Source organism: Herbiconiux aconitum (assembly GCF_024979235.1).
In the GTDB taxonomy this organism is placed as follows: domain Bacteria; phylum Actinomycetota; class Actinomycetes; order Actinomycetales; family Microbacteriaceae; genus Herbiconiux; species Herbiconiux aconitum.
Window position 1 is genome coordinate 290,838 of the sequence record NZ_JANLCM010000001.1, and the last position, 23,998, is coordinate 314,835.

The following is a 23,998-nucleotide window of genomic DNA, read 5'->3' on the forward strand; positions in this document are numbered from 1 at the left end:
TCACGGGATTGTCGAGGAAAAATTCGCCCCCGATCGACGCAGACGTCTGCTGAGCGGCCAGATAGCTCGTAAGGAACGCCGATCCGTCCTGTCCAGGTCCTGGCAGAGGAACTCGCGGCACCGCCCCTACCTGCGCGAATGCAGGCTCGACCGAAGCGCTCGATGCTACTAGCGTTCCTGCCCCAATAATCAGAAAATTGCGTCGCGAAAATGTTGGCATAGTGCTCAACTCAATTCTTCCCGCCCCGCGGTGACCCCAAATCACCAAACCCCGAATGGACGAGAACCCAACGCCAATGCTAGACCAGTCCGCCCGGCTCCCCGCAGCTCACGTATGGATCACGTGGCGTAGCGCTCGATGACGACATTGCCGTTGAGGCCGTCTGCCTGGAGCGAGGTCGTCGTAACCGAGGCACCAAAATCGACATCCATCACGAAATTGTTCGAGCCGGTGAACTCGATTCCCACCGGACTGCCTCCGCGGATCGAGCCGCCGTACACGATGCTGTCCGAATTCAGGACGATGTTATGCCCGAAGCAATCCCGGATCTTAACGTTCCTCGCGATCATCGGGCCCAGCGCGAGCAGCGCTGTTCCCGGCGGCTTGAGCTCCGATATGGTCACCCCGACAACCTTCGCTGGCACGATCACCACCGCGCTGACTGCCACTCCTGGCCCGGAACTTCCCCGGATCGATCCGCCGATCACCTTGGTGTTGTCCGCTCGCACCTGGACACCACCAGCACCACCACTTACGCGCGGAACTATCGTCGTGTTCCAACCGGCGCGATGGGTATCGATCGACTTGTTCGAGCAATCTATGGCAATCGGTTCAAACCAGCAGTCTTCTGGTTCACCTGCGGTCCCGACATCCGGGAGGTTCGGTCCTGGGTTGGTGGTGACCGCGTGTCTGACCCGCTTCATAACTCCCTTGACGACCAGACCTCGAGTCACTCCGGCGACATTCACTCCGTAGCCGAAATGCGTGACTCCATCGTCAAGCAGATCAGTGATGGTGCAGGCTATCCGACCTCCGAGGCAATGAATGACGCTGATCCCCGTCGTGCCGTTGTTCGACACTGTCACGCCCGACACTCGCGGCTCGGATGTGGCAAAGAATCTAATCAACTCACTCTGTCCGTTCTCGGGATCGAGGTTGAAGATCTGGCCACGCCCACGGATATGCAGACTCGGCGCGAGATCGATGGCCGCAATCCGTGGACCGGATGTGATGCTCCTCGGAATGCCGCTGTCAATGCGAATCCGCGACCCTGATATCTGCACGATTTGCCGCATATATCCGTATTTGTCAACTGACCCGGGAATCACGTCGCGCCCCGAGATCATGATGTACTCACCCTCGATGTAGAGCTTCGGATCCGACACAGGAAACCAGAGACGCTCCGTATTGACCGGGTAAGCGAGCGCCTCACGAAACGAGATGCGACCCTCTCGTACCAGAGCGCTTGTATTTCCACGCGCTTTCAGCTGGGCGGAAGGTCCGAGCTCCAAAACTGAAACGCTGTGAGGAACAACCACGGGCTTGTCCAGGACGAACGCACCGTCGATTCTGGCAGTCGATCCCTGCGATCTCACTAATTCTGTCAGGTAGGCGGATGCATCCTCCTGGGGAGGCGGGAGACCCACTGCATCGGTATTCCCGCTTGCGCCTGTACGCGCGAGCGGCCACCCTGTTAGCGCACCAACCCCTACTACTCCGAATTCACGACGCGAATACGAGCGCAATGTCAGATCACTCTGAGACGCGGATACTTGCAGCCGTCGGCCGCGCACCGAGACGTCCACGGGTTCGAGCAATGATGATGTGGCCCACTCCCGCGGCTCCCTTCAACAGCCGTCTTACCCGACCGCGGAACAGAGCGGCAGCGGTCGTCTGGTGGCCGGGGTGGTCTTGCAAGAAGAGTTCGGTCGGCGGCCAAACGACAATCACGAATTCACGTGGCCACTTTCGCGCCGGGAGGGACTTGAGGTAGCCCAGCCACTGGCCGGTTCGCGACCTGTGGGCGCGCCGGTTGTGCCATTCCTGGAGCTCGCGGTCCGAAGCAAGGTATCCGGGTTTCGCGGTCGCGCCCAGCCTTTCAAACAGCGGCTTCAACGTCTCACTGGCACCGCCTATTGCAGCCACATCCACAATCTCGTCGATCAGCGCGTCATCTTCGGACACCACCTCGATCAGAAACTCCAATTCGTACTCTTTCGAGCGGTCCCATTGCTGGCGAATCGAGTGGAGGGCCAGAATCGCCGCGCTGGAGGCGCGCCCGGTCACCGCAACCTCCCTGCCGGCCAGGACCATCGACGACCGAGTACGCCAGAGCTCGCCGAACACCACCTCGTCTGGCGCCAAGAATCCGGGAAACCGAAAGTGCACGTCGATGTCGCATGGCCACCGATCATTGATCAGGGTGATGGAATGCGACCCCACGCGATCGGTAAACCAGTTCGGCCCGCGCTCGTGCCAGCCGCGTTTCGCCAAGAGCGCGACGAAGGCATCCGAATCGTGTGTCGGAATCCAGACGTCCACATCGGCATAGCCGCGCGGATTTCGGAGGCCCTGTTCCGCCAGAACCGGACCCTTGATCAGAAGTAGCGGAATGCCCGAGCATTCAGCAACATGGGCCGAAAGCGCTGCGGCCAACTCGACCGCCGTGGATTGCTGAAGACGGGGTCCTTGGCTGGGGACATCTGCGTCAGTAGGCGCCGTCACGTGCCACAACCGCCTTTGCGGTACGCCACAAGATGAGGAAATCACCCGTCAACGACCAGTTCTCCACGTAGAAGAGGTCGAGCCGAACGGTGTCCTCCCATGACAGGTTGGATCGGCCGCTGACTTGCCAGAGGCCGGTAATGCCCGGCTTTACGAGAAACCGCCTGTGCACATGCTGCTCGTACTGGTCGACCTCGCGCTCGAGCGGAGGGCGGGGACCTACCAGCGACATGCTGCCGCGGAAGACGTTGAAGAGCTGCGGAAGCTCATCCAAACTAAAGCGTCTGAGAAATTTGCCAATCGGCGTCACCCGAGGATCATCCCTCATTTTGAACATGACGGAGTTTCCCTCGAGACGATCTTCGTTCTGAAGAGATGCCAAGCGCTCTTCCGCATCGATTACCATCGAACGGAATTTCAACATCTTGAATCGTGCCCCGTTGTACCCGATGCGTTCTTGTCGGAAAAGCACAGGGCCCGGGGTGCTCAAACGAACAATTGCCGCAATCGCGAGAAGGAATGGGGACGCAACCACGATGAGCAGACCAGACACGAAGACATCGAAGGTCCGTTTCGCGAATCGCTTGCTTCCTTCGTAGCGCGGAGTTTCAACGTGAATGAGCGGAAGGCCCGAGACGGGTCGTGTATGGATGCGCGGTCCACCGATATCGACCAGGCTTGGCGCTACGACGAGGTGCTGGCGACCCGGTTCGAGGCTCCAACTGAGTTCGCGGACACGCTGAGGGGGAAGCTCGTCGGCGCTGGTGATGACGATCGTGTCTGCACCACTCACTTCCAAGGCCCGGCTCACCTTGTCGAGGTTGCCAAAAATAGGAATATTCGTACCCGGTAGGGTGTCGCCGACCAAACTGGTCGGCACACATGCTCCGATGACCAGGTAACCAGCGTCGGGGCGCCGGACCAGCTCACTCGCGATTGACGTCACAGACGCCGCAGAGCCGACCAGGAGCACCCTCGCCGAATACTCGCCGTTGGCGCGCTTAGCTGCGAGCCACTGCCGCCACCACCAACGAGCAAAAAGCAAGCCGGCGAGTCCGACAGGCAGCGCGATGAGAATGTACCCCCGGGCGAAGTCGACCTGAAACAGGAACGCAAAAATTGCGACGAGACCGAACAATCTCAATGTGGCGTCGGCGATCAGCTTGTACTCCTGCGTACCCGTGCCCACGACACGATGGCCTCGTGTGCCGTAAATGCTGAGCACCGCTAGCCAGGCGGTGAAGATCACGACAGAGATGACACTGTAGCTGACGGCGAGCTGACCCGACGCCTGACCCACGGCGAGATTCGCCGTGTTGAACCCAAACCAAACCACCTGCACACCGAAGATCACGATCAAGAGAACGATGAAGTCGGTGATGAACAATCGGCGAGCATAGATCTGCGACCACGATGTGGAAGATGAACTCGATAGAGATGCCCTTGTTGTTCGAGAAGAGGAAGTAAAGCTCGTCGTACCGCTCAACATAGTCATCCTTCGTTGCCGTTGCCCCGTGGGACATCGGCATCCCCTTGGTGGAACCTTATCGCGTCAGTGCTGCCACGACGAGGTTTTTTTTGCCGCCTTCAAAACGTGTTCCAGGTTTCCCCATCGTCGCCGCTGACTGCTGTCCGGTCCCCGGTCCAGACCCAGATCGCAGTCGGACCCGTCGCAATTGAAATCGAGGACGACCCCTCCACAGGTGCGCATCCCCACGCTCGCCCGGCAAAGTCGGCGCCGGCTGCATCGAAGGTGAAGAGCTGCAGTCCGGCACAATCAGAGCTGTCCGCCACTCCCCCGATGATTTCCGGCGCTAGCCCTCCGTCGCCGGAATCCAGCCAGGAGAATCCGCGCAATGCGAGCGTAGTGATCGGCTGCCAGGTTCTGGTCGACGCCGAGTACGCGAAAACGCCATCGCTGCACCGTACTGCGTCACCTTCTGCAGACTGGGAGAGTTCAAGCGGCATTGAGCACGGAGACGGGACATCGGTGCCGGAGATCACGACGACGGCCGGATCGCCTACGTCGATGTAGGACTGCTCGACGAGTCGTTCAGGATAGGCCTCCCAAAACTGGCCTCCGGTAAATGTCGTCAACACCGTTGGCTCGCACGACGGTCCCGTCAAGGCCACGAGATCGACCTGGTCAGCGGTGACGACATCCATTGCCACGATTTGCTGCACTCCGAGATCCGCCGGAATCGCCGTCGGAATCCAAGTTGCACCACCGTCCGATGTGAATTCGACCGATGGAGCCGCGCCCCCACAGTTGCCCGCTACGGCTCTGACAGCAACACTCTGGTCTGCGAAATCAAGAAATCTCTTGTTGGTCTGCTGGTCATCCGGAGCGGGCGACCCAGTCGCGGTCGGTGGGGGATTCGATATTGGCGCCCCGGATGCGGTCGAATCGACGGTAGGGGTGATGAGGGCTCCGGCATTCGGAACTGGTTCAGTTCGCAGCGCGAAGTAGGCGAGCCCGGCGGCGACACACGCCAACAGGACTATGGCGACGGTCATCACCACTCGCCCAGCACGCCCAGCACGCCCACCTCCACGTTGCACCACTATTTGCCACGACTCTTCCGATCCGTCTCACCGGACTGATCTGGCTCGTCGATCCCGTACCCGTACCCATAGGCATACCCGTATCGACCGTATCCATACGAGTCCGGCCCCTTGGTCGGAAGCATGGTCATTACGACGCCCGCGACCTTGGCGCCGACATTGGTAAGCGCGGTGACTGCTCCTCGCACGTGGTTCTTATGCGCTCGACCTGCGGCCACCATCAGCAATGCTCCGCCTGTCTTGGTGGCCAGAACCGCCGCGTCCGTGACCGGAAGCAACGGAGGTGCGTCAAAGAGGGCGACGTCGAATGACTTCTCCAGTGAGCGGATGAGGTTCACCATGGCGACCGACCCGAGCAATTCGCTCGGGTTCGGGGGAATCCGGCCAGCAGGGAGCACATACAAGTTGGTATCGCCCCAGCGGGTGATCACCTCGTTGGGCTGTGCGCGGCCCACCAAGACGTCGGTCAATCCGACCGACCCTTCGATGCCGAGATAACTCGCCAATCGAGGCTTTCGCATGTCGGCGTCCACGATGACGACACTCTGACCGGAGAGCGCCATCGCGATGGCCAGGTTCGCCGCCGTCGTGCTCTTCCCCTCGCCCGGAATTGATGAGGTAATGACAAAACTGTTCGACTCTTCGAGACCTACGAACTGCAAGTTTGTTCGGAGAGTCCTGAACGACTCGGCGCGAGGGCTCCGTGGATCGTCGCGGAGCACGAGTGGATTCTCAGGCGTGCGAGCATCGAACGCGATTCCACCAACAATCGGCGCATCGGTGATGGCTTCCACGTCGTGCTCATTGCGAATACGTGTGTCGAGGACATAAAGGACGACGGCGAGCCCCATCCCGAGAACCAGACCGATCAAAGCCCCAGCGGTGATGTAAAGCGGCACGTTGGGCGAAGCCGGGCCTGCTGGAACTGAGGCATCCTGCAACACCGTGATCTTCACAGGGGTGAGACCCTCGGCGTTGGTCGGGACGAGGTCAGAAACGGCTGATTCGAAACTGGAAGCCACAGCATTCGCAATGCGCGCAGAGCTGTCAGGGTCGCCGTCCACCGCTGTGATTTCGAGAATCACCGTGTCCGAAGGCGATGACGCAGTGATGCTCTTCGACAGTTGATCAACTGTCGAGTCGAGTCCTAGCGAATCGATCACCGGCTGCAACACGATCGGCGTGTTCACGATGTCGGCGTAGGACTTGACCTGGTTTTGGAGGAAGCTGCCACCCTGGGTCAAGTCGCTGATCGATCCCGTCGACTGTACCGAGACGAAGACTTTTGCCGTCGCTTCATACTCGGGAGTTTTCAGGATCGAAAGGAGCGCTGCGATGGCGATTCCCAGGAGGGTCAAGACAACGATGAACACCCAGCCTTTTCGTAATGCACGAACGTAATCGCGAAACTCCACGCAGAAGCACCCTTTCCCCAATGGCCCATTTAGTGGCTTGTACCCCAAACATGGTCTCACATGGGATGTGCGGCTTTGACCGCGTGAACATCACGTTACAAATCGGCATGACTCCCTGAGATCGTGATTGAATCACGCTCAGGGACAGCGTTGTCGAACGATTCGATCGACTGGGGAAGAACGTGTCTGCTGAGCAAGTCATTGCCATTCCGGCGCCGAAGCGCCGAACAAAAAACACTCGACGCGGGGGCGGTCTAGCGATCGCACCAACCACCGGGATCGTCGTCACTCCGGCTGTGTCTCCTGCAGAGTCGGCCGGATGGGATGCTATGACCGTCCTGCCCGCCGCACAAGACGACAGGCGGCCTTCGGTCCGATCCGCGTCTCGGGTAAAGCAAATGTCCCTTTTCGCAGGATTACCTGCTCTCGCAATTGCTACCTTCACCCTGGTAGCGGTTGCGTCAGCCCGATTCTGACAATGGTCCGTCGCACACCCGTACCTGATCCGGATAAACGAAGAGTGACTGGGATCGTGGTCGTAGTCGTCGTCGGCATTGTGGCCCTTGGCCTGTTGCTCACAGCGTTGATTTCTGCCATCCGCTGAACCGGCGATCAGCTGGCTGAGCGGTCCGCCACACGCTGGTAGCGTCGAAGGCGTGAACATCGAGATGGATAGGACGTATGCGCAGAGTTCACGCTGGCGCCTCCGCTCCGACGTCGCTGTCGTGGCACATGACGAACGTGTGACGGTCTTGGCACTGGAACCAGTCGATGCAGTACCCTTGGAGCTCGCTGGACCAGGCCTTGAAATTTGGGCTCTGGTCGACGGTCAGCGTGACCTAGCCGAGATTGTCGGGCGGCTTGGCGACAAGTTCGGTATTGGGGCCGAGGCCCTGCTTCCCGACGTCGTCAAATTCATGGAGCAGCTGGAAGCTGCCTCGATCCTCGAACGGTATTGAGCCGAATCGACGCTATGCACCGTGCCTATTCGTGCGCGCTTCTATGCCAGACACCTGCCACGCGAGCCTGTCGACGAGTTCGCCGATGCGGCTTCCAACACGCTCGTGCGTTTCCGCCGATCGCCTAAAGGGGTCTTCGATGTCGTCTTCGTCGCTCAACGCGATCATGCCGCGAAACCGAGACGCGTCGAGCATGGTCTGAAAGAGTGTTCGTCTAGAAGAAACTGACGGCCGCGGGACCTCGGACGCGAGTTCGTCCAGGATTCTTACGAACTCGCTTAAGGTAAACGTTCGTTTCATGGCAAACGGATACTCGCGGGCGACCTCCGCTCGCTGCTCCCTCGTCATCGTGATGACCAAGGTTGATGACCGAAGAAGTTGCTCCGAGATCTGAACGGCCTCATGACTGGGATCGGCACCATAGCGCACTGCGATGGCCTCCGGCAGGGTGTCCATCCTTGCGCCCACGACCGCCTGCAACCCGGCACTCGAGGCGATTATCCCTTCATTCGGGAGTGAGTCAATCCGGGCGCGGAAGACTTTCTCAGCAAGTGGAGAACGGCAAATGTTCCCGGTGCAGACGAAGGTCACCAAGGGCGGCCCGTCGGGGGCGGCCGGCGGCGCGAAAAGATCGTCGAACATCGTTAGTCGGAGCCTTTAGCCTTGTTCCGGAGCTCGCGCCTGGTGAGGGTCTGCTCGGGTGGAGCGTTGGGAGTGAACAGGCTCTCAGGCTCGAAGACTTCTGACTCCGTTGCCGTCACATCGTCTGGTCCGAAACCTGCACCCGCCAGGATGTCGTCGAAGCTGGCGTCCGTCGAGGTTCCGTAATCACGAGTCGGCTGTGTGGCCGCATCGACGGGCATGGTCGCGGCGACGGGCGCCAGCGAGCGTAGAGGCTCGGAAGTTTCCCGTGCTGGATCATTTCTCCCCTTGCGAGGCTTGTATCCGTATCCGTAGCTATAGCCGTAATAGGAGCCTGCTCCGCGTCGCGGGACACGATTCAAGATGATGCCGAGCGGACGCCCGTTTGCCCGCTGCAGATTCTGAAGTGCCTTGTTTAGTCCCTCGTACGAGGTCTTTCCGACGCTAGCCACGATCAACGCACCATCAGTATTGTGAGTGAGGATCGCAGCATCAGTCACGGGGATTAGCGGCGGCGCATCGATGAGCACGATCGCTTTGCTTGCGAGTTCGGCCAGCAACGTGTGCATCCGCTCAGAGCCCAGGAGCTCGCTAGGGTTCGGAGGAGTTTTTCCTGCCGAGAGAATTGCCAGCCGACCCGACGTTCCCCATGGCTGAAGAACGTCGACGAGATCTGATCGACCTGCCAAAACTTCGGTGAGACCGGCACCCTCTATTAAGTTGAACGTCTTCGACACCGTTGGTCGCCGAAGATCGGCATCGACCAGCACCACGGGCTGTCCGCTCGCGGCAAGGGCGATCGCCAAGTTTGCTATCGTGGTCGATTTCCCGTCGCCCGGCAGCGGGCTTGTAACGACAATCACGCGAGGAGGATTGTCAACATCCATAAACTGCAGATTTGTTCGCACTTCTCGTAGAGCCTCAGCGACCGCGACATCGTCGTCATCGTAGTTGGTGTAGTCGGTAGCGCCGTCCATCGATACCAGGCGATCATCGTCGGTGAATCGCCGATCGATAGGGATGGCTCCGATGACGGACAAGCCGGTTTCGCGCTCCACCATCTCGGCAGACCTGATCCTGCGATCGAGCGTGTGGCGAATTGCGGCGTAGACGATGCCCAAGACTAGGCCGGCCAGAAGTCCGATGACGATCGCGAGCCGCGTGTTCGGTGATGTCGGCGACGTCGGCAACACAGCAGAATCCAACGGGACGAGTTGCACAATGCCAGCGGTCGCGCCATCTCCGGTTGGGTTTTCCAAAGTTTGGATCTGCTTCGCGATTCCCCTCAGCCACGCCTCCGCGAGATCGCGGGCGCCGGTTGGCGTAGACCCTCGAGCGGTCACCTTCAGCAAGACGGTGTCCGAAGGGTTGGTAACGACGATCTGTCCTACCAGTTGTTCAGGCTTGACGCCCTGCAGACCCAAATCGTCGATCGCGTACTGAGCGACAGCTCGAGAGCTTCCAATATCTATGTACGACTTGACCTTGGACTGTGCCAGGTTGTCGCCCACCAGTGCATTGCCGGTGTCGGAGTTCGTTCCCGCGGTGACATATCCGCTGGCGTCGGCGGAATACACTCGCGGCTGGAGCAGCGACCACCCGAAGGCAGCGACTCCGCCGAGCAGCGTCAGCAGGATTATGGCAATCCAGTGCGCCCGAAGGATCGGAAGTACAGATCTGAGCTCCATGTATTCCCCTTGTTCGTCCGGGAGCCCGACCGCAGGCACTCGGAATTACCCCACCTGGCCGGGGCAACAACGGCCCAATTTGAACATTCTAGGGTGGCGGGTCTGATTCTTGTAGCCGACCAAGGTCGCATCGGCATGGTTGAAGAGTAGCGCTGCGGGCTTCAAGGCGCGGAAACCGGCTCACACCGCGCGGCGCTGCCAACATCGTAGCGCCGCGATCGTCGTGACTGAGGCAAACTCCCGCAACCACAGGTTGACAAAGGCTTGGCACCACGACAGCGGAAGGGCGCCGCCCCCGATCACGGACAGCGTGTCGGTGGGAACGGCGCCCTGGCGCGGAGTTACGGCGTGACTGCGAACTGGCCGGTCTGGCTGAGGTAGGTCGCCGACAGCGTGGTCTGCACATAGGAGGCCGGCAGCGGGTTCCCGGTGGGAGCGTTCAGACGCAGGCGTGGAAGGATGGCCTGGGTTCCGTTGACGAGACCCGTGTACTGGTAGGTCACGCTGCCCGTGGGCCCGTCAGCCGGAGCTTCACCCACGCGGGCCCAGCCCATCAGATCGATCTCGGTCAGGTGATAAGCACCCGGCGTGGTGACCGGGCCTCCCGCACCCCAGGAGAGCGCGAATGAAACGACGCCGGCGGTATAGAGGCCGTTCGGCTGGAGGTCGCCGGTCTCGTTGTCCTGCACGTAGAAGCTGACGTAGGAGCTTCCGGTGGGGTTGATGTTGACACGGTTCGGGTTCACGGTCTTGACGACCTGGAGGGACACGCCCGAGTCGAACTGCGAGGTGTAGGTGCCGTCGTTCGGTGCCGGCACCGGGTCAGATGCGGCGGCGAGGGGCGTTGCAACGGCAAGGGCCACGACGGGAGCAGCCCAGGCGGCACCGACCATGACCTGGCGACGACTGAGTCCGGTGGAAGCGCTCGTGGGCGTGAGCTCGGTAGTGCTTTCGAAAGCGTCCTTCAAGGTGATCCTCCATAGGGTTCGGGCCTGGCATTGCTCGACGCTCGGCTTCGGGCCACCCGCGCGAGACTCTGAGTTGACGCTATGGCACCGGCCCGAGCGCCCTATCTCTGTGGATCAGGTTTCACCCCACCGTTCACCCTCGCTGCAGAACGCCGACCTCAACGAGTGACGCCGCTGCCGCTTCGACCAGTGCAATCGCCGCACCGCCACCGGGACTTCCGTGCCTATGCTCCACGGAGCGGCTTATCTCCTCGAGCGTGGTGGGCAGCTCGGTCGCCTCCCAGATCGCCGGGCCGATCCCGTCCAGCACCCGCACCATGCTTCCGTGAAGCAGGACCATCACGTCGCCGATTCTCACACCGTCGAGCGCCTCAACCCTGACGTACGAGCCGGGCGGCACCGGACCTTCGCCTCTGGAAATCGAGACAGCAGACCACGGTTCGCGCCGATCCGTCTCTGCCAGCGCACGCAGCAATTCAGGGCCGATAGACCCCGCTTCGGCGTAGATAATGCGGTTCACGCCACCGATCGCACCGATCAACCCGGCCAACCGCTGCAACGGCTTGTCCAGTTGCGGCAGGTAGCTGAGCTCCGGAACCAGCTGCGTGAGAGCGTCGGCGAGAGGCACCGCCTCCGATCGAGGCGGACCCTCCCAGTCTGGTCGCCTGTCGATCAGAGCGATCGACCCGATCTGCAGCGGCCGCTCTGGCAGGTCGAGAAGGCCGAGCGCTTGCGGCGACAGCTGTTCTTTCGTGCCTTTCGCGGCAACGCGAGAGAGTGGCTTGCGATACGGTCTGACGCTCCCGTGAGCCTCGATCCCGATGGTCTCATCTGTGACATACGCCAGAGTTCGCGCCAGCGTCGACACCAAAGTCGTCTTTCCGCGCCCGGACGGTCCGACGAACGCAAACACAGTGCCGTCCGGAGTTGCCACGCCACAGGCATGAAGCATCACCAGCTGCGACTTGCGATACTCGATGGCGGCCAGAGTGACCTTCGTGGATAGCGCAGCGACGGCGCTACCGAAGTTCACTGCGGCAACGTCGAAGCGGCCGGCGAACTCGACCGCTGTCGTTCCGAGGGTCACGTGAATGTGGATCTCGGGCCGAGAGCTGGCAGGCGCAACTGCACCTTCCCATGCGGTCGCGAATCCCGTGGCGTCCTGTGCAGACACCGCGTCGTCGAACGTGATCTCTACAACGGCGCCGAGGGCGCTGACGAGAAGAGGGGACGGCATATGAGAACGGTAGTGCACCGCGTTTCCGAGCGGCGCAACGCGCACGACGGTTGGGGCGCGAACTCATCCGTTAGCCTGATCCTCGTGACGAGCACCGGGCAGAGCGTGAAGGCCGCGCCCCGCCGCAGCCGCCTCCGGCGCATCACCGGCAACCCCCTCGTGCACCTCGTCGCCGCATTCCTCGTGCTGGCCCTCGTGCAGGCCTTCCTCGTCAAGCTCTACTACGTGCCATCCGGATCGATGGAGCAGACGCTCGAGACCGGCGACCGCATCCTCGTGAACCGTCTGGCGTTCACCGGAAGCGAGCCGACCACCGGCGACGTCGTGGTCTTCAACGCCTCGGCCGCGTGGGACGGCGAAGGCGCCGAGCCGAGCAGCAACCCCCTCAGCGCTGCCTACCACTGGGTCGCGGGCGCCCTCGGCATCGGGCCGTCGGGTGACCACACCCTCGTGAAGCGGGTGATCGCGGGGCCGGGCGACACCGTGTCGTGCTGCGACGCTGAGGGCCGCGTGATGGTCAACGGCGTTCCGATCGAAGAGCCTTACGTCTTCGAAGACCTCCCCTTCGAAGCTGGCACCCTCGACTGCGACAGCGCGGCCACCTCCTCTCGCTGCTTCGACGAATTCATCGTGCCCGACGACCGATACTTCTTGCTCGGCGACCACCGCTCACTGTCGAACGACTCCCTCGGCGCCTGTCGCGGCCTGCCCGGCCCGATCGACGACTGCGTCAAGCTCGTGACGCGGTCTGACATCGTCGGCCGGGTCTTCCAGATCGTGCTCCCGTTCGGCCGATGGGGGCCCATCTGAGCCGCGGCCCACGGCGAAACCGCGTTACCGATACACTTGTAGAAATCCGCACGTCCTGATCGAACGGGGAAACGATGCTCGGCAACCTCAACGGATGGCATCTCGTCATCATCCTGGTCGTCGTCCTGCTGCTCTTCGGCGCGACTCGACTTCCCGCGCTGAGCAAGAGCGTTGCGCAGTCGATGCGCATCTTCAAGAGCGAGACGAAGGCGATGAAAGACGACGACGCGAAGCCCGAGACCGTGGCTGCGCCCGCCGCCACGCCCGCTGCAGACGCGACGCCCGCGCCCGCGCCGGCCCCCGTGAGCAGCGAAGCGACCAGCACCACCGACACCAAGTCCTAGTCGCTGGTGACCCGCACCGAGCGCACCTCGCGCTCCAGCAAAGGCACGCGCCCGCCCAAGACCGGCAAGGCCCGCGACGGGCGGATGTCGCTCGGCGCCCACCTCGTCGAGCTGCGCAAACGACTCTTCCTCGCCGCCATCGCCGTGGTGCTCGGCATGATCGTGGGCTGGCTGGTCTCCGACTTCGTGCTGAACGCCCTGCGCGTGCCGATCGAGCAGCTCGCCGACGAGCAAGGACGCGTGGCGAGCCTCAACTTCACCGACATCTCCTCGGCGTTCGACCTGCGACTGCAGATCGCATTCACCGTGGGCGTCGTCGTGTCGTCGCCGTTCTGGCTCTACCAGGTCTGGGCGTTCCTCATGCCAGGGCTGAAGCGCAAAGAGAAACAGTATGCCGTGGGCTTCGTGCTCTCGGCGGTGCCGCTGTTCCTTCTCGGCTGCGTGGCCGGCTGGCTCGTGATGCCCCACATGGTGGTGCTGCTCACCGGATTCGCGCCGCAAGACACCACGGCCCTCATCTCTGCGCGCACCTACTACGACTTCGTGCTCAAGCTGGTGCTCGCCATCGGCATCGCCTTCGTGCTCCCCGTCTTCCTCGTACTGCTGAACTTCGCCGGTGTGCTGAGTGCGAAGGCCATCTTGAAGTCGTGGCGCATCGCCATCCTCGCCATCACCGTGTTCACGGCCATCGCGACACCGGCCGCCGACGTGATGTCGATGTTCCTGCTCGCCATCCCGATGGTCATCCTCTACTTCAGCGCTGCGGGCATCGCCTTCCTCAACGATCGCCGCCGCGCCAAACGCGCCGTCGCCTTCGACGCCGAACTGGCCGTCTGACCAGCAGCTCTCAGTCGTGCACCCAGCCCCGGATGCTCGCATCCCGGCACTCAGGCGCCTCACCCGACACGCGCGCGGTGAACTCGTCACCCACCTCGGCCGCCGAAGGCTTCACGATCGTCACCACCGGCACCGTCGCCTCCCGCCGGCCGTCGACGAGCGCCGCATGACTGAGGTCGATGCGGGTCGTCTCCACCAGCTCCACGAACCAGTCGTCGATCAGCACGTCACCCGCGCTCACACCGTCGGCGCGATATCCGGGCGACCAGCGCAGACTGAGCGTCAGGGTTCCGGATGTCGGCACCGAGCTCTCGCGAACGAGCCGCACCAGGGCGTTGCCGAGTGTGACGCTGGCGGCATCCGACTGACTGTTCACCGCGAACTCGGCACGGAGCTCGAGGGGGCTCACGATGCCCGGGAGCCGATCGGCCTCCAACGTCGACACGCGCGACACCACGGCCGACGCCCAGGATGCGACGTGCTCGAGCTCGCGGCGGGGAGACGAATCGGCCTCGTCGTCGGGGTGCGAGAAATCGTCGTCGGGTCGAGGAAAGGAGTTGGTCACAAGCTCTCCGAGCGGGTAGGGCCACACCCAGCAGGCGATCGGGTTTATCGCCGCGGAGAAGGATGTCGCGGGTCATTCGCTAGTTTCACTAGTTTTGTTTGAGAACCTACCCCACGAAAGCGGTACTTCGCGCTAGCGGTGGTCAGCTCGCGCCGACCTGCAACTGGGTCATGAGGTCGAGAGTGTCTGCATTGAGCCAGTATTCGACCACCTGGCCGTCGGCGACTCGGAGGATGTCGCTCCCGTGGAAGGTCACCTCGGTGCCTACCGGTGCCCCTGCGCCGGGAATGCCGCCTCCGTAATGACCGGTTGCGACCCAGCGCACCACGACGTGGTCGCCGTCGACGATGGGGCCGACGTCGACGGAGAAGACGAGGTCGGACATGAGGGATCGCATCTGGGTGACGAGGCCTTTCATTCCGGAGACCCCTCCGACGGCGCTTCCGTCGCCCCCGTCGAACATGGCGGCGTGCACTCGGTTGTCAGGCGAGATGATCGCATCGGCGATCGCGAGGTCTCCGTTCCAGAGAGCGACCCAGTTCGTGACGAGCGCGGTCGCCGCAGCCCGGTCGGAGGCGGGGGCGGTGTTGGCGGTGTTGGCGGTGTTCTCCATGATGTTCTCCAATGGTGTGGTTGATCGAGGTGGTGTTTGAAACTACTGGGCCGCACCCGGGGCGGTGGTCTCGGCGAACTGACTGAGCCCGGCGATGAAGCCACGCACGAGGCGTTCGAAACTGCGGTCGACATCGGCACTCCAACGGAAGGCGCCGGCGGTCTCATACGAGACGAATCCGTGCAGGGTCGATCGGAAGGCGCGGATGGCATCGACCGCGTCGTCGCCCTCGAGGTGGTAGGCCATCAACACGTCGGCGATCACTTGGATCGCGGCGACAGAAACGGCCTCGTCTTCGAGGTCGCCGGGTGCGGGCATCTGGTTGGACGCCTCGTACTGGCCCGGATGCTGCAGCGCCCAGGCGCGGTAGGCGTGCGACATCGAGGTGATGGCATCCGCCCCGGAGCGGCCGACCGACGCGCGAGCGAGCACCTGCCCCAGTTCGCGTTTCGCCCGCACGGCGAGGTCGCGGTGGAGCCCGGCCATCGAGTCGATGTGCTTGTAGAGCGAGGGCTGACGGATGCCGAGACGCTCGGCCAGTGCGACCAGCACGAGCTTGCTCAGACCGACCTCGTCGGCCAGCAGCGCGGCTTCCTCCACCACGCGATCGCGGTTCAATCCAGAGCTAGCCACAGCTGCCGCCAATCGTTCGGTTCATGGAGCTAAGACTGACGTGCCTTCACGCCCATGTCAATAGCCTATTCCTATTTAGCTATTGTCTATAGCCGCATTGCGAAGCCATCTCGGCGTCTGCGATCGGGGCCCCGCGCCGGTAGAATCAGGTGCCGGCAAAATGTGCTGACGATCGATCGGGAGGGCACCGTGGACAGCGGACGCATACCCGCTGGCGGCGCGCGAGCCGCCCACATCCTGCTCGACGCCGTCGTCTCCCAGAGCACCGGCCAGACCGTTCAGGCGAACGTCGAGGCGATGACCCTCGCGCTCTCCTCGCTCACGATCGAGAACCCCGACTCCCCCGACGCCGTGCCGTCGCCCGGCGACATCGTGGGCTCGGCCGTCGTGTGCATCTCCTGGCTGGCCACTCGGCTCGCCACGACATCCGGCCGCGACATCGAAGACGTGATCGTCGACCTGCGCACCTTTCTCGAGTCGGTCTCAGCACCCGAAGAGCAGGACTAGCGCATCAGCGCAGGATGACGCCGCGCACCTCCGACGGCGTGCTGTAGCCGAATGCATCGAACGCCCGTCGCAGGTCGGCGGCGTCGGCGAATCCGCTGTGGTGCGCCACCTGCGTGATGCTGAGCACGCGGAACGCCTCGTTCGTGAGCATCGAAACGGCCAGATCGGCCCGCTGCCGACGGATCTCCCGCGACGGAGTCGAGCCCATGCCGGCGAACACCCGCTGCAGCTGCCGCATCGAGATGTTGAGCGCATGCGCCAGCGAGGTCGGGGTGAGCGTCTGGTCGGTGCGGTAGGCGGCGATGTGCGCCATCGCCCGGTCCAGCATTCCGAGGCTCGGCCGGGCGAGACTGGCCGCCCCCTTGCTCTCGAGCATCAGCGAGGCCATCATCTCCCACACCAGCTTCTCGATGAAGTACGCCGGAAGGCGGTCGAGCTCGTCATGGCTCTCCATCACCCCCACCAGAAACTTCTTCACCGGCCCGAGAACCGCCGATCCGCGAATGAGGTCAACGTGCCCGCTCTCGCCCGCGTACTCGTCGACGGCCGCCAGCGGAACCGCGACCGCGAGCGCGAGACCGCCCTGGGTCGAGAACACGGCGTAGCGACGATGACCCACGAGGTAGATCGACTCGTCGGGCCGCACCACCCGCTCGTCACGGCTGTCGTTGCGCACCACCACCGAGTTCTCGAGCGGAAAGAGCACCTCGACCGACGGCGACGAGGTGCGGCAGATCTTGCGCAAAGGCGCTCCGCCCGCCGGCACTTCGAGCAGCGAGACCTCGGTTTCGCCGACCTGCAGATGACTGCGCATGCCCGCCTGCGCGGCCCCGAGCGACGCCGGTCGCCGTTGAGTGGATTCCCCTGGTGCCATCGTCGTCATCCCCCGGGTCAAACGGAAATCGTGTGGGAATCTCGGGTCGGAACGACCGAGACGATCGCATCCGTGAGCCCGACGACGTCGTCGAGCCCTTGGGCAGGTCCGGCCGCGACCATCCGGTCTGTGCCGAGCAGCAGCGCGCTCGGCACCCCGGCGATCCCCGCCGTGGCCATGAGAGATCTATAGCCGAAGAACATCCGCGCGTCTAGGACTGGATAGCGGTCACGGAAAGACTCCGGCGACTCGGAGGTCAGCACCGCAATCTCCACGGCGTCGCCCAGCTGTCGGCGCCAGCCCGGGAGCTGGTCGGCCACGATCCCGCAGGGCGTGCATTCGGCTGAGAGCAGCACCAGGAGCACCGGGCGGTCGCGGGCGATCGAGGCGAGCTCGACGGCGCGACCCGTCGCATCCGTCACCTCCAGATCGGGCACGGGCCACGGATCGGAGGTTCGACCCGGATGCGTCGACGGGAGCCTGTGCAGGGAGCGCGACCGCCCCACAAGCAGCAGCGTTACGGCGACCGCGAGCAGCACCGTCGCGCCGGCGAAGAACACGGTCCATTCCCCCGCGTCGAACCCGAGCATCGTGGGCACACCGCCCTGTCGAGCCCCGACGGCAATGGTCACGGCACCCGCGAGCAGCAGCCCGTTGCGCACCACCGCGATCGAATCGATCGGCCGGGTCGACTGTGCGCCGAAGCAGGCGCACACCACGCTCTCGCCGCGGGCCACGACAGCCAGGGTGAGAGCGAAGAACAGAGCGAACAGAGCGGATGTCGCAAGCGCGGCCGCGGTGAAGAAAAGCCCCGGCGCGAGCAGCAGCGCCAGGCCCAGGGCGAGCTCGGCGAAAGGCAACGCCTCGGCGAGCGAGCGCCGGCGCAACATGCGCGGCACCCGCAGCTCATCGAGCGAGCGCAGCGTGTCGGCCGACTGCCCGATCTTGAGTGCCCCGCTGACGAGCAGCACCAGGGCGAGCGACCAGATGATCAGCACGAGCAGTGGGAGTGCCATGGTTCCACCAGACTCTCGAAGGAGACGCGAAAACAGAGCGACCGACGCCGGTCGGCTCCTGCCCGAGGGCGAGAAGCCGGCCGGCGTCGGCTTTCGATCAGGTGGCGGAGCAGAGGATCAGCGTGGAGCTGACCGAGGCCGCCGGCTTGCCGCCGGTGCCGACGAATCCCGAAGGCAGCGTCGTCACGGCGTTCAGCGTGAACGACACCGAGATCGACAGGGTGGTGCGGAAGGCGATCGTGGCGCCGGCCGGAACGGCCGAGGTGAGCGTGATCTGACGGCTGGTGTTGCTCAGCACGTTCACGTTGGCGGTGCCGCCGGTGACGCTGAAGACGCCGATGTTCGCGATACCCGAGCCGGTGATCGTGACGGTGGTGCCGATGGGCAGCGGCTCGGTCGGGCCGGCGGTCAGCGTGAAACCGGGGCCGAGGAGGCCGAGAGTGCCACAGCTTCCGTTGAGGTGGTAGGCACCGAGGTCGGTGTCACCAGACGCGGCAGCGGCGGGAGTCGCGACGGCGAGAGCGATCACGGGGATCGACCAGGCGGCGCCCTTCATGATGGTGCGGCGTTCGAGCGTCGGTTCGACCTCGGTCGAGACAGAGTCCTTCTTGAGCATACTTTTCCCCCAGGGATTGGCGTGTGACGGGCAGCGCAGCAGGGCGTCCCCACCGCGGATCTCAGCTTCGCTTTTCGCCTCGAAACACCGCGGGTTTGCGACAACACCCGTCGTTTTGGTGACGGGATGCGTCGCGAAATGAACGTTTGTTGCTCAGGCGTGCAGTGCGCGTCGGAGGGGATGAGTACGATCTACTACATGGGGAATCTGCACTACGAGGGCGCCGACCGCGCCATCATCCATTCGGGCGACATCGAGAAGCCGATCGCGCGGCTCTACCTGCTTAAAGACGGCTGGCACGCGAAGCTCGCCACCGTGCACACGCGTCAGGCGTGGTCGGGCCCGTACGCCGATCCAGAGGAGGCGGTGGCGCACCTGCTCGGCACCTCAGTCGTCGACTGAGGCCTCCCGCGCCGCCTTCATGCGGCGCAGCATCTCGACGTTCGCCTCGGCATCGAAATCCGGGTCCTGTTCGAGGAAGCGTTCCAGGATGGCCACCAGTGCGAGCGCGGGCAGCGCCCAATCCGGGTCGTCGGAGGTGCTCGTCGCCGGCCCGCGATAGCTTGCATCCACCACCCCGGGGTTGCCGAGATGCCGCAGTCCGAGGCCCTCCACCACCGCCGAGATCACCACGGCGTACGGCCGGTAGTCGCCGTTCCATTCGGCGCGGATGCGGTAGCCGAGGATGGTCGAGAACCACCGGTGGAACTCCGCCATCCGCTCGATGAAGGCATCGCTGCCCGCCCGCAGCGCCCGCTCGATCTCCTCGCGTGCCGACGACTCGAGATGGCTGAGCAGCGTCGCCGAGAGTCCGACATACGACTGCCACGGCACCGACGCGATGACCGCGCGGTAGTTGTGCTCGAGCGCCACCCGGATGACCTCGTACATCACCCGCTGCCGCTCACCCGGATCGGTCAGGCTCTCGACGTTGTCGAAGAGGATGCGCTCGCTGATCTCCAGGGTCTCCGCGTCGGCGAGCTTGTTCGATGTCTCGGTGGCGATCTCGATCAGCAGGTCGGAGACGAACGCCTCCTTCGAGTCCCACAGTCGGTAGGTCGAACTCCGGGGCACCCCGGCTTCGCGGATCAGGTCGTCCATCACGAGATGCTCGAAGCCGATGGTCAGGCCGATGCCCTCCACACGGTCGAGTGCGGCATCCAACACCCGGCGACGCACTTCGGCGGCTCGGATGCGCGAACGGCGCCGATGCGACTCGTCGGCGCGGGAGGAATCGACCACCGACTGCACCCCCAGACGACTGTTACACGGCGTCTCTGGATCGATGAAGACGCATCGTTAGGTAAACAGTAGTGAATACCGAGGGCGGAACCCGACAAGACGGCTCACAACTCACCCCGGGGACCACCCCGAGTGCACCGGGACGACGCCCCGGACTCCACGACCACATCCAGAACAGCGCGGCCGCAACGGACCCGAACGCCGCCTCGACGCGCGTCCGTCAGATGCGGACGACCGCAGGAGCCCGGGGCGCCGCTTCCGGCACGGCGCCCCTGCGAGCGGAGTTACCCGCTCGCAGGAGCGCCGGCGTGAGCTCGGCAGCGGTGCGGATCATCGCAGGGTGGGGTGAACCGGCGAGATCCTGCACCGCTGCCGAGGAATCAGGAAGAGCCGAGCCCATGCGCGAAACGGCCTGAGCCGTAGTTGCGCTGCCCGCGTTAACAACGACGGCACGCACCTTGTCGGTGACGGTGTCTCGCTGGATCATCGGGCTCTCCCTCGTGACCATCGAGGCGACAACCTCGACGTGTCATGAAGCTACAGCGCCCAGCGAGGCCCCGACGGGCACCCGGGGCAACTATGCGCGATCGATGCGGATAGCCGCAGAACCGCATCGAGGCGTAATCAGCTGAGGCGGTCGATGTCGAACTGCACCAGCAGGGTGTCGTCGGTCACTTGTTCGCTGGCCCGATGGAACATCAGTCGCGCCATCCGGATGAACGGCAGCACGTCTGCCCGCAGCGCCCGCACGTCGTCGGCACGGCAGCGCACCACCCCGAACCGGTCGTCTTCACCCTCCACCAGTTCGAGCGAGATGCCCTGGGGGGAGACGTGCGACGAGCTGCCCAGGGCGATCAGCAGTGCCCGCAGAGTCGCTCGGTCGTCTTCGTGCAGTCTCGGCAGCAAGCCGGCCTCGTCGGTCAGCTCCGAGACGTGGTCGCTGATCGAGTCCGACTGCCGCGCCTCGGCGATGGAGCCCTGCAGGTTCTGGGCGAGCACCCCTGCGCGCACCCGGTCATCGACGGTCATCGTGCCGGATTGCCGGACGCGCGCAAGGAACGGCACGATCTCCTCCCGCAGCGATCCGATCTCTCCCACCACGTCGTCGTCGACGAAGGTGCGGCGCAATTCGTCGAACTGCCGGTCGCGACTCGCGGCCTGATCCAGTCGCTCGGCGTAGATGCCGAGCAGCAGTTGCCGCGCGTATCCCACCGAACCGAGGCCGAGCGCAAGGGCCGGTGCCACCGCCACCACCACGATCACGGCGAGCGGGATGCTCGAACCGAAGCTCGTGAACGAGTGCAGCACTGCGAGCAGCACCGCGATCGCCGCGGAGATCGTGGTGTAGGTGCCGAGTTCGGCGTAGGTGCGGAACGGTGCGGCAGCCATCAGCACCAATCCGATCGTCACGAGACCCCAGTCATCGCGCACGTACACGTTCGAGCCGAGGCAGCTGAGCGAGTTCAGCACGGTCGCGATCGCGACGAGGGCGTAGGAGACGGCGAAGCGGTCGTTCGAGACACCGACATCGAAGTGGGCGCTGCGGATGAACCATCCGTATCCGGCCGCGAGCAGCACCAATGCCAGCACGGCCAAGGGCCAGGACGAGATCTGATCGGCCGTCACCACGGTGAGGCCGATGGCGCAGAGCATCGACACCGCCGCGACCACGATCAGGAACCCCCGCGCACTGATCGCGGCGAGCGGATCGAGTTCGAGCGCGGTGAGCCCCCGCGGCGGCCGCAACACCTGGTGCGGCCCTCGACGCGTCGGGGAGGGAGTGGGCACCGGCGCCACGACCGGCGAGACCGCCCGCGCTCGGCGGCTCACGGCTGACCACCCGGCACGGTCATGAACACCGCGGTGCCGGCGCCCGGTCGCGACCAGATCTGTACCGATCCCCCGAGGTCGACGATGGCCTCGACGACGCCCATCCGCAGCCCCACCTTGTCGTCCGCGGTGTCGTTCACCTCGAACCCGACTCCCGAGTCCGACACCATCACGCTCAGTTCCGACGGACTCGACATCACCGAGATCTCCGCCTCGCGCACCCCGGAGTGCGCCAGCACGTTGTCGAGGCATTCGGTGATCGCCCGTTCGAGATTGCGGGTCACGGCGAACCCCAGTGCGTTCACGGCCGGAAGATCGCCGCTCACCCGGATTCGCAGGCCCCTCTGCTCCGCATCCCGCACCAGACCCACCAAGGCGGGCACGGCGACGAGAGCGCGTGTGGCGGAGCCGGTGACTGCCGGGTCGTCGAGCACCATCCGCACGTCGGCGAGGTTCGCGAGGTCGCGGTCGATCGCCTGGGCCTGCTCCTCGGAGAGCGGGCCGGGATCGGATGCCGCGAGCGAGCGCAGATCGTGCAGCACGGTGTCGTGCAGCCAACTCGAAGCCCGGGTGGAGAAGCGCCCCAACGCGACATCCCGTTCTTCGTCGAGCGCAGCACCCGACATCAGCGCGGTGCCGAGGGCTGCATCACGACGACCGATCCACAGCACCACGACGAACAGGCTCAGCGCGAAGTAGCACAGCAGCACGGGCACGTCGGGGGCCAACCGCATTCCCTGCTGCCAGGCGGCGAGCTGCACCAGCCCGGGGCCGGCGAGCAACGCCAGGGTGCCGAGGCCGAGCGCCCGAGGGAGCGATCGGGCCGAGATGCCCACCACGAGAATCGCGAACTCCGGCATCGACATCAGCACGTAGTCGCTCGAGGGCGCCGCACCGGGCTCGAGCAGCGAGACCGCTGTCGCGATCAGAGCGAAGACGTAGAGCCCGCCGCAGGCGATCAGGGTGAGGGCGATCGCCGCGACGACATGGCGAACGTGGAGTGCCCACACCACTCCCACCCCGGCCACGGCGAGCGCCGCGCTCCCGACGGCGATTTCGAGGTGACCGGTGACGGGGATGAACACCGCCGACACCAGGATGGTGGCGGCCAGAAACACGCCGGCGAGCCAACTGCCGGCCTGGGCCAGCGCGCGACCGGTGGCGACCCCGTCGACATCAGCCGCGATCTGAAGTGTCACGACAGGTACCCGTCTTCGGCCGCTCGCAACATGAGTTCCTGCTTCTTGTCGGCCACGCGGCCCTCGTCGGCGTACTGCTGCCGGATGCGCTCGAGCGCATTCTTCACGGCCTGGATGTTCGTGCCGCGGATCATCGCGACCTCCACCGGGCTGTGGCCCGACGCATACAACCGCAGCGTCTCCTCTTCTTCTTCTGTGAACCGGCTGCTCGCTGTCGCGCCGTGCACGATCGGCCGGGGCGCGTCGTCCCAGGCGTCACCTGGGCGGGGGGCCACCCCGAGCACCGAGCGCGCGGTGCGCACCAGATCGCTCGCCGGGCGCGACTTCGACACGAAGGCTGCAGCGCCTGCCGCGAGCACCCGTTCGACGGTCTCGGGCGAGTCGAGCGCACTCATCACCACCACCCGGGCACCGACGGAGAGGCAGATCCGGATGCGTGCCTCGACCGAGATCGGCTCCTTCAGCTGCAGATCCATGATGACGAGCTCGGGTGGGAACGCCGGATGCCGGGCCATCTCGACCCAGCTCGACGAGCGGATCACGACGTCGAGGTCAGGGGCGTGGGCGCCGATCCAATTCGACATCCCGTCGAGGATCATCTCGTGGTCGTCGACGATCCCGACCGCGCGGGGTCGCACACCGCCCGCGTTCGCCACACCATCCACAACGACACCCCTGCTGAATGATACGCGGCACACGAATGACCGGTCCAA

Annotated in this window: 26 protein-coding genes; 6 read left to right on the plus strand and 20 right to left on the minus strand. The window is 64.1% G+C overall.

Annotated features, from left to right (window positions below):
• Positions 1–339 precede the first annotated feature (339 nt).
• The 5 genes from N1027_RS01300 to N1027_RS01320 form a co-directional block, all read right to left on the minus strand.
• The gene (locus tag N1027_RS01300; protein ID WP_259504264.1) at positions 340–1,596 is read right to left on the minus strand and encodes a hypothetical protein; all 1,257 of its coding nucleotides are present in this window, start codon (positions 1,594–1,596) and stop codon (positions 340–342) included.
• A gap of 157 nt (positions 1,597–1,753) precedes the next feature.
• A complete protein-coding gene (locus N1027_RS01305) occupies positions 1,754–2,656 on the minus strand; it encodes a nucleotidyltransferase family protein (RefSeq protein WP_259504266.1) in 903 nt (300 codons plus the stop codon).
• Positions 2,657–2,708: 52 nt separating this feature from the next.
• The gene (locus N1027_RS01310) at positions 2,709–4,214 is read right to left on the minus strand and encodes a sugar transferase (protein ID WP_259504268.1); all 1,506 of its coding nucleotides are present in this window, start codon (positions 4,212–4,214) and stop codon (positions 2,709–2,711) included.
• Positions 4,215–4,312: 98 nt separating this feature from the next.
• Positions 4,313–4,909 (minus strand): hypothetical protein, encoded by a 597-nt coding sequence (locus N1027_RS01315; RefSeq protein WP_259504269.1) that lies wholly within the window; start codon positions 4,907–4,909, stop codon positions 4,313–4,315.
• A gap of 380 nt (positions 4,910–5,289) precedes the next feature.
• The gene (locus N1027_RS01320) at positions 5,290–6,705 is read right to left on the minus strand and encodes a tyrosine-protein kinase domain-containing protein (protein ID WP_259504271.1); all 1,416 of its coding nucleotides are present in this window, start codon (positions 6,703–6,705) and stop codon (positions 5,290–5,292) included.
• A 656-nt stretch (positions 6,706–7,361) separates the two neighbouring features.
• On the opposite strand from N1027_RS01320, the gene N1027_RS01325 reads away from it, so the two are divergent.
• Positions 7,362–7,664, plus strand: a complete 303-nt coding sequence (locus N1027_RS01325; protein WP_259504272.1) for a PqqD family protein — start codon at positions 7,362–7,364, stop codon at positions 7,662–7,664.
• 12 nt (positions 7,665–7,676) lie between these two features.
• Here N1027_RS01325 and N1027_RS01330 read toward each other — a convergent pair whose 3' ends face one another.
• The 4 genes from N1027_RS01330 to N1027_RS01345 all read right to left on the minus strand — a co-directional run bounded on the left by N1027_RS01330 (position 7,677) and on the right by N1027_RS01345 (position 12,199).
• Positions 7,677–8,306: an arsenate reductase/protein-tyrosine-phosphatase family protein gene (locus N1027_RS01330; RefSeq protein WP_259504273.1), complete on the minus strand. Its 630-nt coding sequence runs from the start codon at positions 8,304–8,306 to the stop codon at positions 7,677–7,679.
• 2 nt (positions 8,307–8,308) lie between these two features.
• The gene (locus N1027_RS01335; protein WP_259504275.1) at positions 8,309–9,994 is read right to left on the minus strand and encodes a tyrosine-protein kinase domain-containing protein; all 1,686 of its coding nucleotides are present in this window, start codon (positions 9,992–9,994) and stop codon (positions 8,309–8,311) included.
• Positions 9,995–10,335: 341 nt separating this feature from the next.
• Positions 10,336–10,962 (minus strand): hypothetical protein, encoded by a 627-nt coding sequence (locus N1027_RS01340; RefSeq protein ID WP_259504276.1) that lies wholly within the window; start codon positions 10,960–10,962, stop codon positions 10,336–10,338.
• 133 nt (positions 10,963–11,095) lie between these two features.
• Complete coding sequence (locus N1027_RS01345; protein WP_259504278.1) at positions 11,096–12,199, minus strand: ATP-binding cassette domain-containing protein; 1,104 nt, start codon at positions 12,197–12,199, stop codon at positions 11,096–11,098.
• A gap of 84 nt (positions 12,200–12,283) precedes the next feature.
• Here N1027_RS01345 and lepB point away from each other — a divergent pair, with 84 nt between their 5' ends.
• From lepB to tatC, 3 genes are all read left to right on the plus strand, one after another.
• Positions 12,284–13,009, plus strand: coding sequence for a signal peptidase I (gene lepB, locus N1027_RS01350; RefSeq protein WP_259504281.1), 726 nt, complete (start codon positions 12,284–12,286; stop codon positions 13,007–13,009).
• A gap of 74 nt (positions 13,010–13,083) precedes the next feature.
• A complete protein-coding gene (gene tatA / locus N1027_RS01355; RefSeq protein ID WP_259504284.1) occupies positions 13,084–13,353 on the plus strand; it encodes a Sec-independent protein translocase subunit TatA in 270 nt (89 codons plus the stop codon).
• An 84-nt stretch (positions 13,354–13,437) separates the two neighbouring features.
• A complete protein-coding gene (tatC, locus tag N1027_RS01360) occupies positions 13,438–14,190 on the plus strand; it encodes a twin-arginine translocase subunit TatC (RefSeq protein ID WP_259507850.1) in 753 nt (250 codons plus the stop codon).
• Between the two features lie 10 nt (positions 14,191–14,200).
• Here the strand turns inward: tatC and N1027_RS01365 are convergent, their stop codons facing one another.
• The 3 genes from N1027_RS01365 to N1027_RS20055 all read right to left on the minus strand — a co-directional run bounded on the left by N1027_RS01365 (position 14,201) and on the right by N1027_RS20055 (position 16,001).
• The gene (locus tag N1027_RS01365; RefSeq protein ID WP_259504287.1) at positions 14,201–14,755 is read right to left on the minus strand and encodes a hypothetical protein; all 555 of its coding nucleotides are present in this window, start codon (positions 14,753–14,755) and stop codon (positions 14,201–14,203) included.
• 142 nt (positions 14,756–14,897) lie between these two features.
• Positions 14,898–15,368: an ester cyclase gene (locus N1027_RS01370; protein ID WP_259504289.1), complete on the minus strand. Its 471-nt coding sequence runs from the start codon at positions 15,366–15,368 to the stop codon at positions 14,898–14,900.
• A gap of 42 nt (positions 15,369–15,410) precedes the next feature.
• Positions 15,411–16,001 (minus strand): TetR/AcrR family transcriptional regulator, encoded by a 591-nt coding sequence (locus N1027_RS20055; protein WP_259504291.1) that lies wholly within the window; start codon positions 15,999–16,001, stop codon positions 15,411–15,413.
• 162 nt (positions 16,002–16,163) lie between these two features.
• Between N1027_RS20055 and N1027_RS01380 the strand changes: the two genes are divergently transcribed.
• Positions 16,164–16,508 (plus strand): hypothetical protein, encoded by a 345-nt coding sequence (locus N1027_RS01380; protein ID WP_259504293.1) that lies wholly within the window; start codon positions 16,164–16,166, stop codon positions 16,506–16,508.
• Between the two features lie 4 nt (positions 16,509–16,512).
• Here N1027_RS01380 and N1027_RS01385 read toward each other — a convergent pair whose 3' ends face one another.
• From N1027_RS01385 to N1027_RS01395, 3 genes are all read right to left on the minus strand, one after another.
• Positions 16,513–17,322, minus strand: coding sequence for a helix-turn-helix domain-containing protein (locus N1027_RS01385; RefSeq protein ID WP_259504295.1), 810 nt, complete (start codon positions 17,320–17,322; stop codon positions 16,513–16,515).
• A 77-nt stretch (positions 17,323–17,399) separates the two neighbouring features.
• The gene (locus N1027_RS01390) at positions 17,400–18,398 is read right to left on the minus strand and encodes a peroxiredoxin family protein (RefSeq protein ID WP_259504297.1); all 999 of its coding nucleotides are present in this window, start codon (positions 18,396–18,398) and stop codon (positions 17,400–17,402) included.
• 97 nt (positions 18,399–18,495) lie between these two features.
• Complete coding sequence (locus N1027_RS01395) at positions 18,496–19,014, minus strand: hypothetical protein (RefSeq protein WP_259504298.1); 519 nt, start codon at positions 19,012–19,014, stop codon at positions 18,496–18,498.
• 180 nt (positions 19,015–19,194) lie between these two features.
• On the opposite strand from N1027_RS01395, the gene N1027_RS01400 reads away from it, so the two are divergent.
• Positions 19,195–19,416, plus strand: coding sequence for a hypothetical protein (locus tag N1027_RS01400; protein ID WP_259504301.1), 222 nt, complete (start codon positions 19,195–19,197; stop codon positions 19,414–19,416).
• Here N1027_RS01400 and N1027_RS01405 read toward each other — a convergent pair.
• The 5 genes from N1027_RS01405 to N1027_RS01425 all read right to left on the minus strand — a co-directional run bounded on the left by N1027_RS01405 (position 19,402) and on the right by N1027_RS01425 (position 23,950).
• Complete coding sequence (locus tag N1027_RS01405) at positions 19,402–20,256, minus strand: TetR/AcrR family transcriptional regulator (protein WP_259504304.1); 855 nt, start codon at positions 20,254–20,256, stop codon at positions 19,402–19,404. The two genes, N1027_RS01400 and N1027_RS01405, sit on opposite strands and share 15 nt — an antisense overlap.
• A 220-nt stretch (positions 20,257–20,476) precedes the next feature.
• Positions 20,477–20,743 carry a hypothetical protein gene (locus N1027_RS01410; RefSeq protein ID WP_259504307.1) on the minus strand — a complete coding sequence of 89 codons (267 nt, stop codon included), beginning with the start codon at positions 20,741–20,743 and terminating at the stop codon, positions 20,477–20,479.
• A 137-nt stretch (positions 20,744–20,880) separates the two neighbouring features.
• Complete coding sequence (locus N1027_RS01415; protein ID WP_259504310.1) at positions 20,881–22,086, minus strand: hypothetical protein; 1,206 nt, start codon at positions 22,084–22,086, stop codon at positions 20,881–20,883.
• The gene (locus N1027_RS20060; protein ID WP_259504313.1) at positions 22,083–23,285 is read right to left on the minus strand and encodes a sensor histidine kinase; all 1,203 of its coding nucleotides are present in this window, start codon (positions 23,283–23,285) and stop codon (positions 22,083–22,085) included. Before N1027_RS20060 ends, N1027_RS01415 begins: the two co-directional genes overlap by 4 nt.
• Positions 23,282–23,950 (minus strand): response regulator, encoded by a 669-nt coding sequence (locus N1027_RS01425; RefSeq protein ID WP_259504315.1) that lies wholly within the window; start codon positions 23,948–23,950, stop codon positions 23,282–23,284. The genes N1027_RS20060 and N1027_RS01425 overlap by 4 nt, the downstream gene beginning before the upstream one ends.
• Positions 23,951–23,998 lie beyond the last annotated feature (48 nt).

What these genes read in the sequence shown, in the direction of transcription:
- N1027_RS01310 (WP_259504268.1), bottom strand. Translation starts at nt 4,214, where the DNA reads ATGTTGAGCGGTACGACGAGCTTTACTTCCTCTTCTCGAACAACAAGG.
- N1027_RS01330 (WP_259504273.1), bottom strand. Translation starts at nt 8,306, where the DNA reads ATGTTCGACGATCTTTTCGCGCCGCCGGCCGCCCCCGACGGGCCGCCC.
- N1027_RS01335 (WP_259504275.1), bottom strand. Translation starts at nt 9,994, where the DNA reads ATGGAGCTCAGATCTGTACTTCCGATCCTTCGGGCGCACTGGATTGCC.
- N1027_RS01345 (WP_259504278.1), bottom strand. Translation starts at nt 12,199, where the DNA reads ATGCCGTCCCCTCTTCTCGTCAGCGCCCTCGGCGCCGTTGTAGAGATC.
- tatA (WP_259504284.1), top strand. Translation starts at nt 13,084, where the DNA reads ATGCTCGGCAACCTCAACGGATGGCATCTCGTCATCATCCTGGTCGTC.
- tatC (WP_259507850.1), top strand. Translation starts at nt 13,438, where the DNA reads ATGTCGCTCGGCGCCCACCTCGTCGAGCTGCGCAAACGACTCTTCCTC.
- N1027_RS01370 (WP_259504289.1), bottom strand. Translation starts at nt 15,368, where the DNA reads ATGGAGAACACCGCCAACACCGCCAACACCGCCCCCGCCTCCGACCGG.
- N1027_RS01385 (WP_259504295.1), bottom strand. Translation starts at nt 17,322, where the DNA reads ATGCGCAGTCATCTGCAGGTCGGCGAAACCGAGGTCTCGCTGCTCGAA.
- N1027_RS01390 (WP_259504297.1), bottom strand. Translation starts at nt 18,398, where the DNA reads ATGGCACTCCCACTGCTCGTGCTGATCATCTGGTCGCTCGCCCTGGTG.
- N1027_RS01395 (WP_259504298.1), bottom strand. Translation starts at nt 19,014, where the DNA reads ATGCTCAAGAAGGACTCTGTCTCGACCGAGGTCGAACCGACGCTCGAA.
- N1027_RS01400 (WP_259504301.1), top strand. Translation starts at nt 19,195, where the DNA reads ATGAGTACGATCTACTACATGGGGAATCTGCACTACGAGGGCGCCGAC.
- N1027_RS01410 (WP_259504307.1), bottom strand. Translation starts at nt 20,743, where the DNA reads ATGATCCAGCGAGACACCGTCACCGACAAGGTGCGTGCCGTCGTTGTT.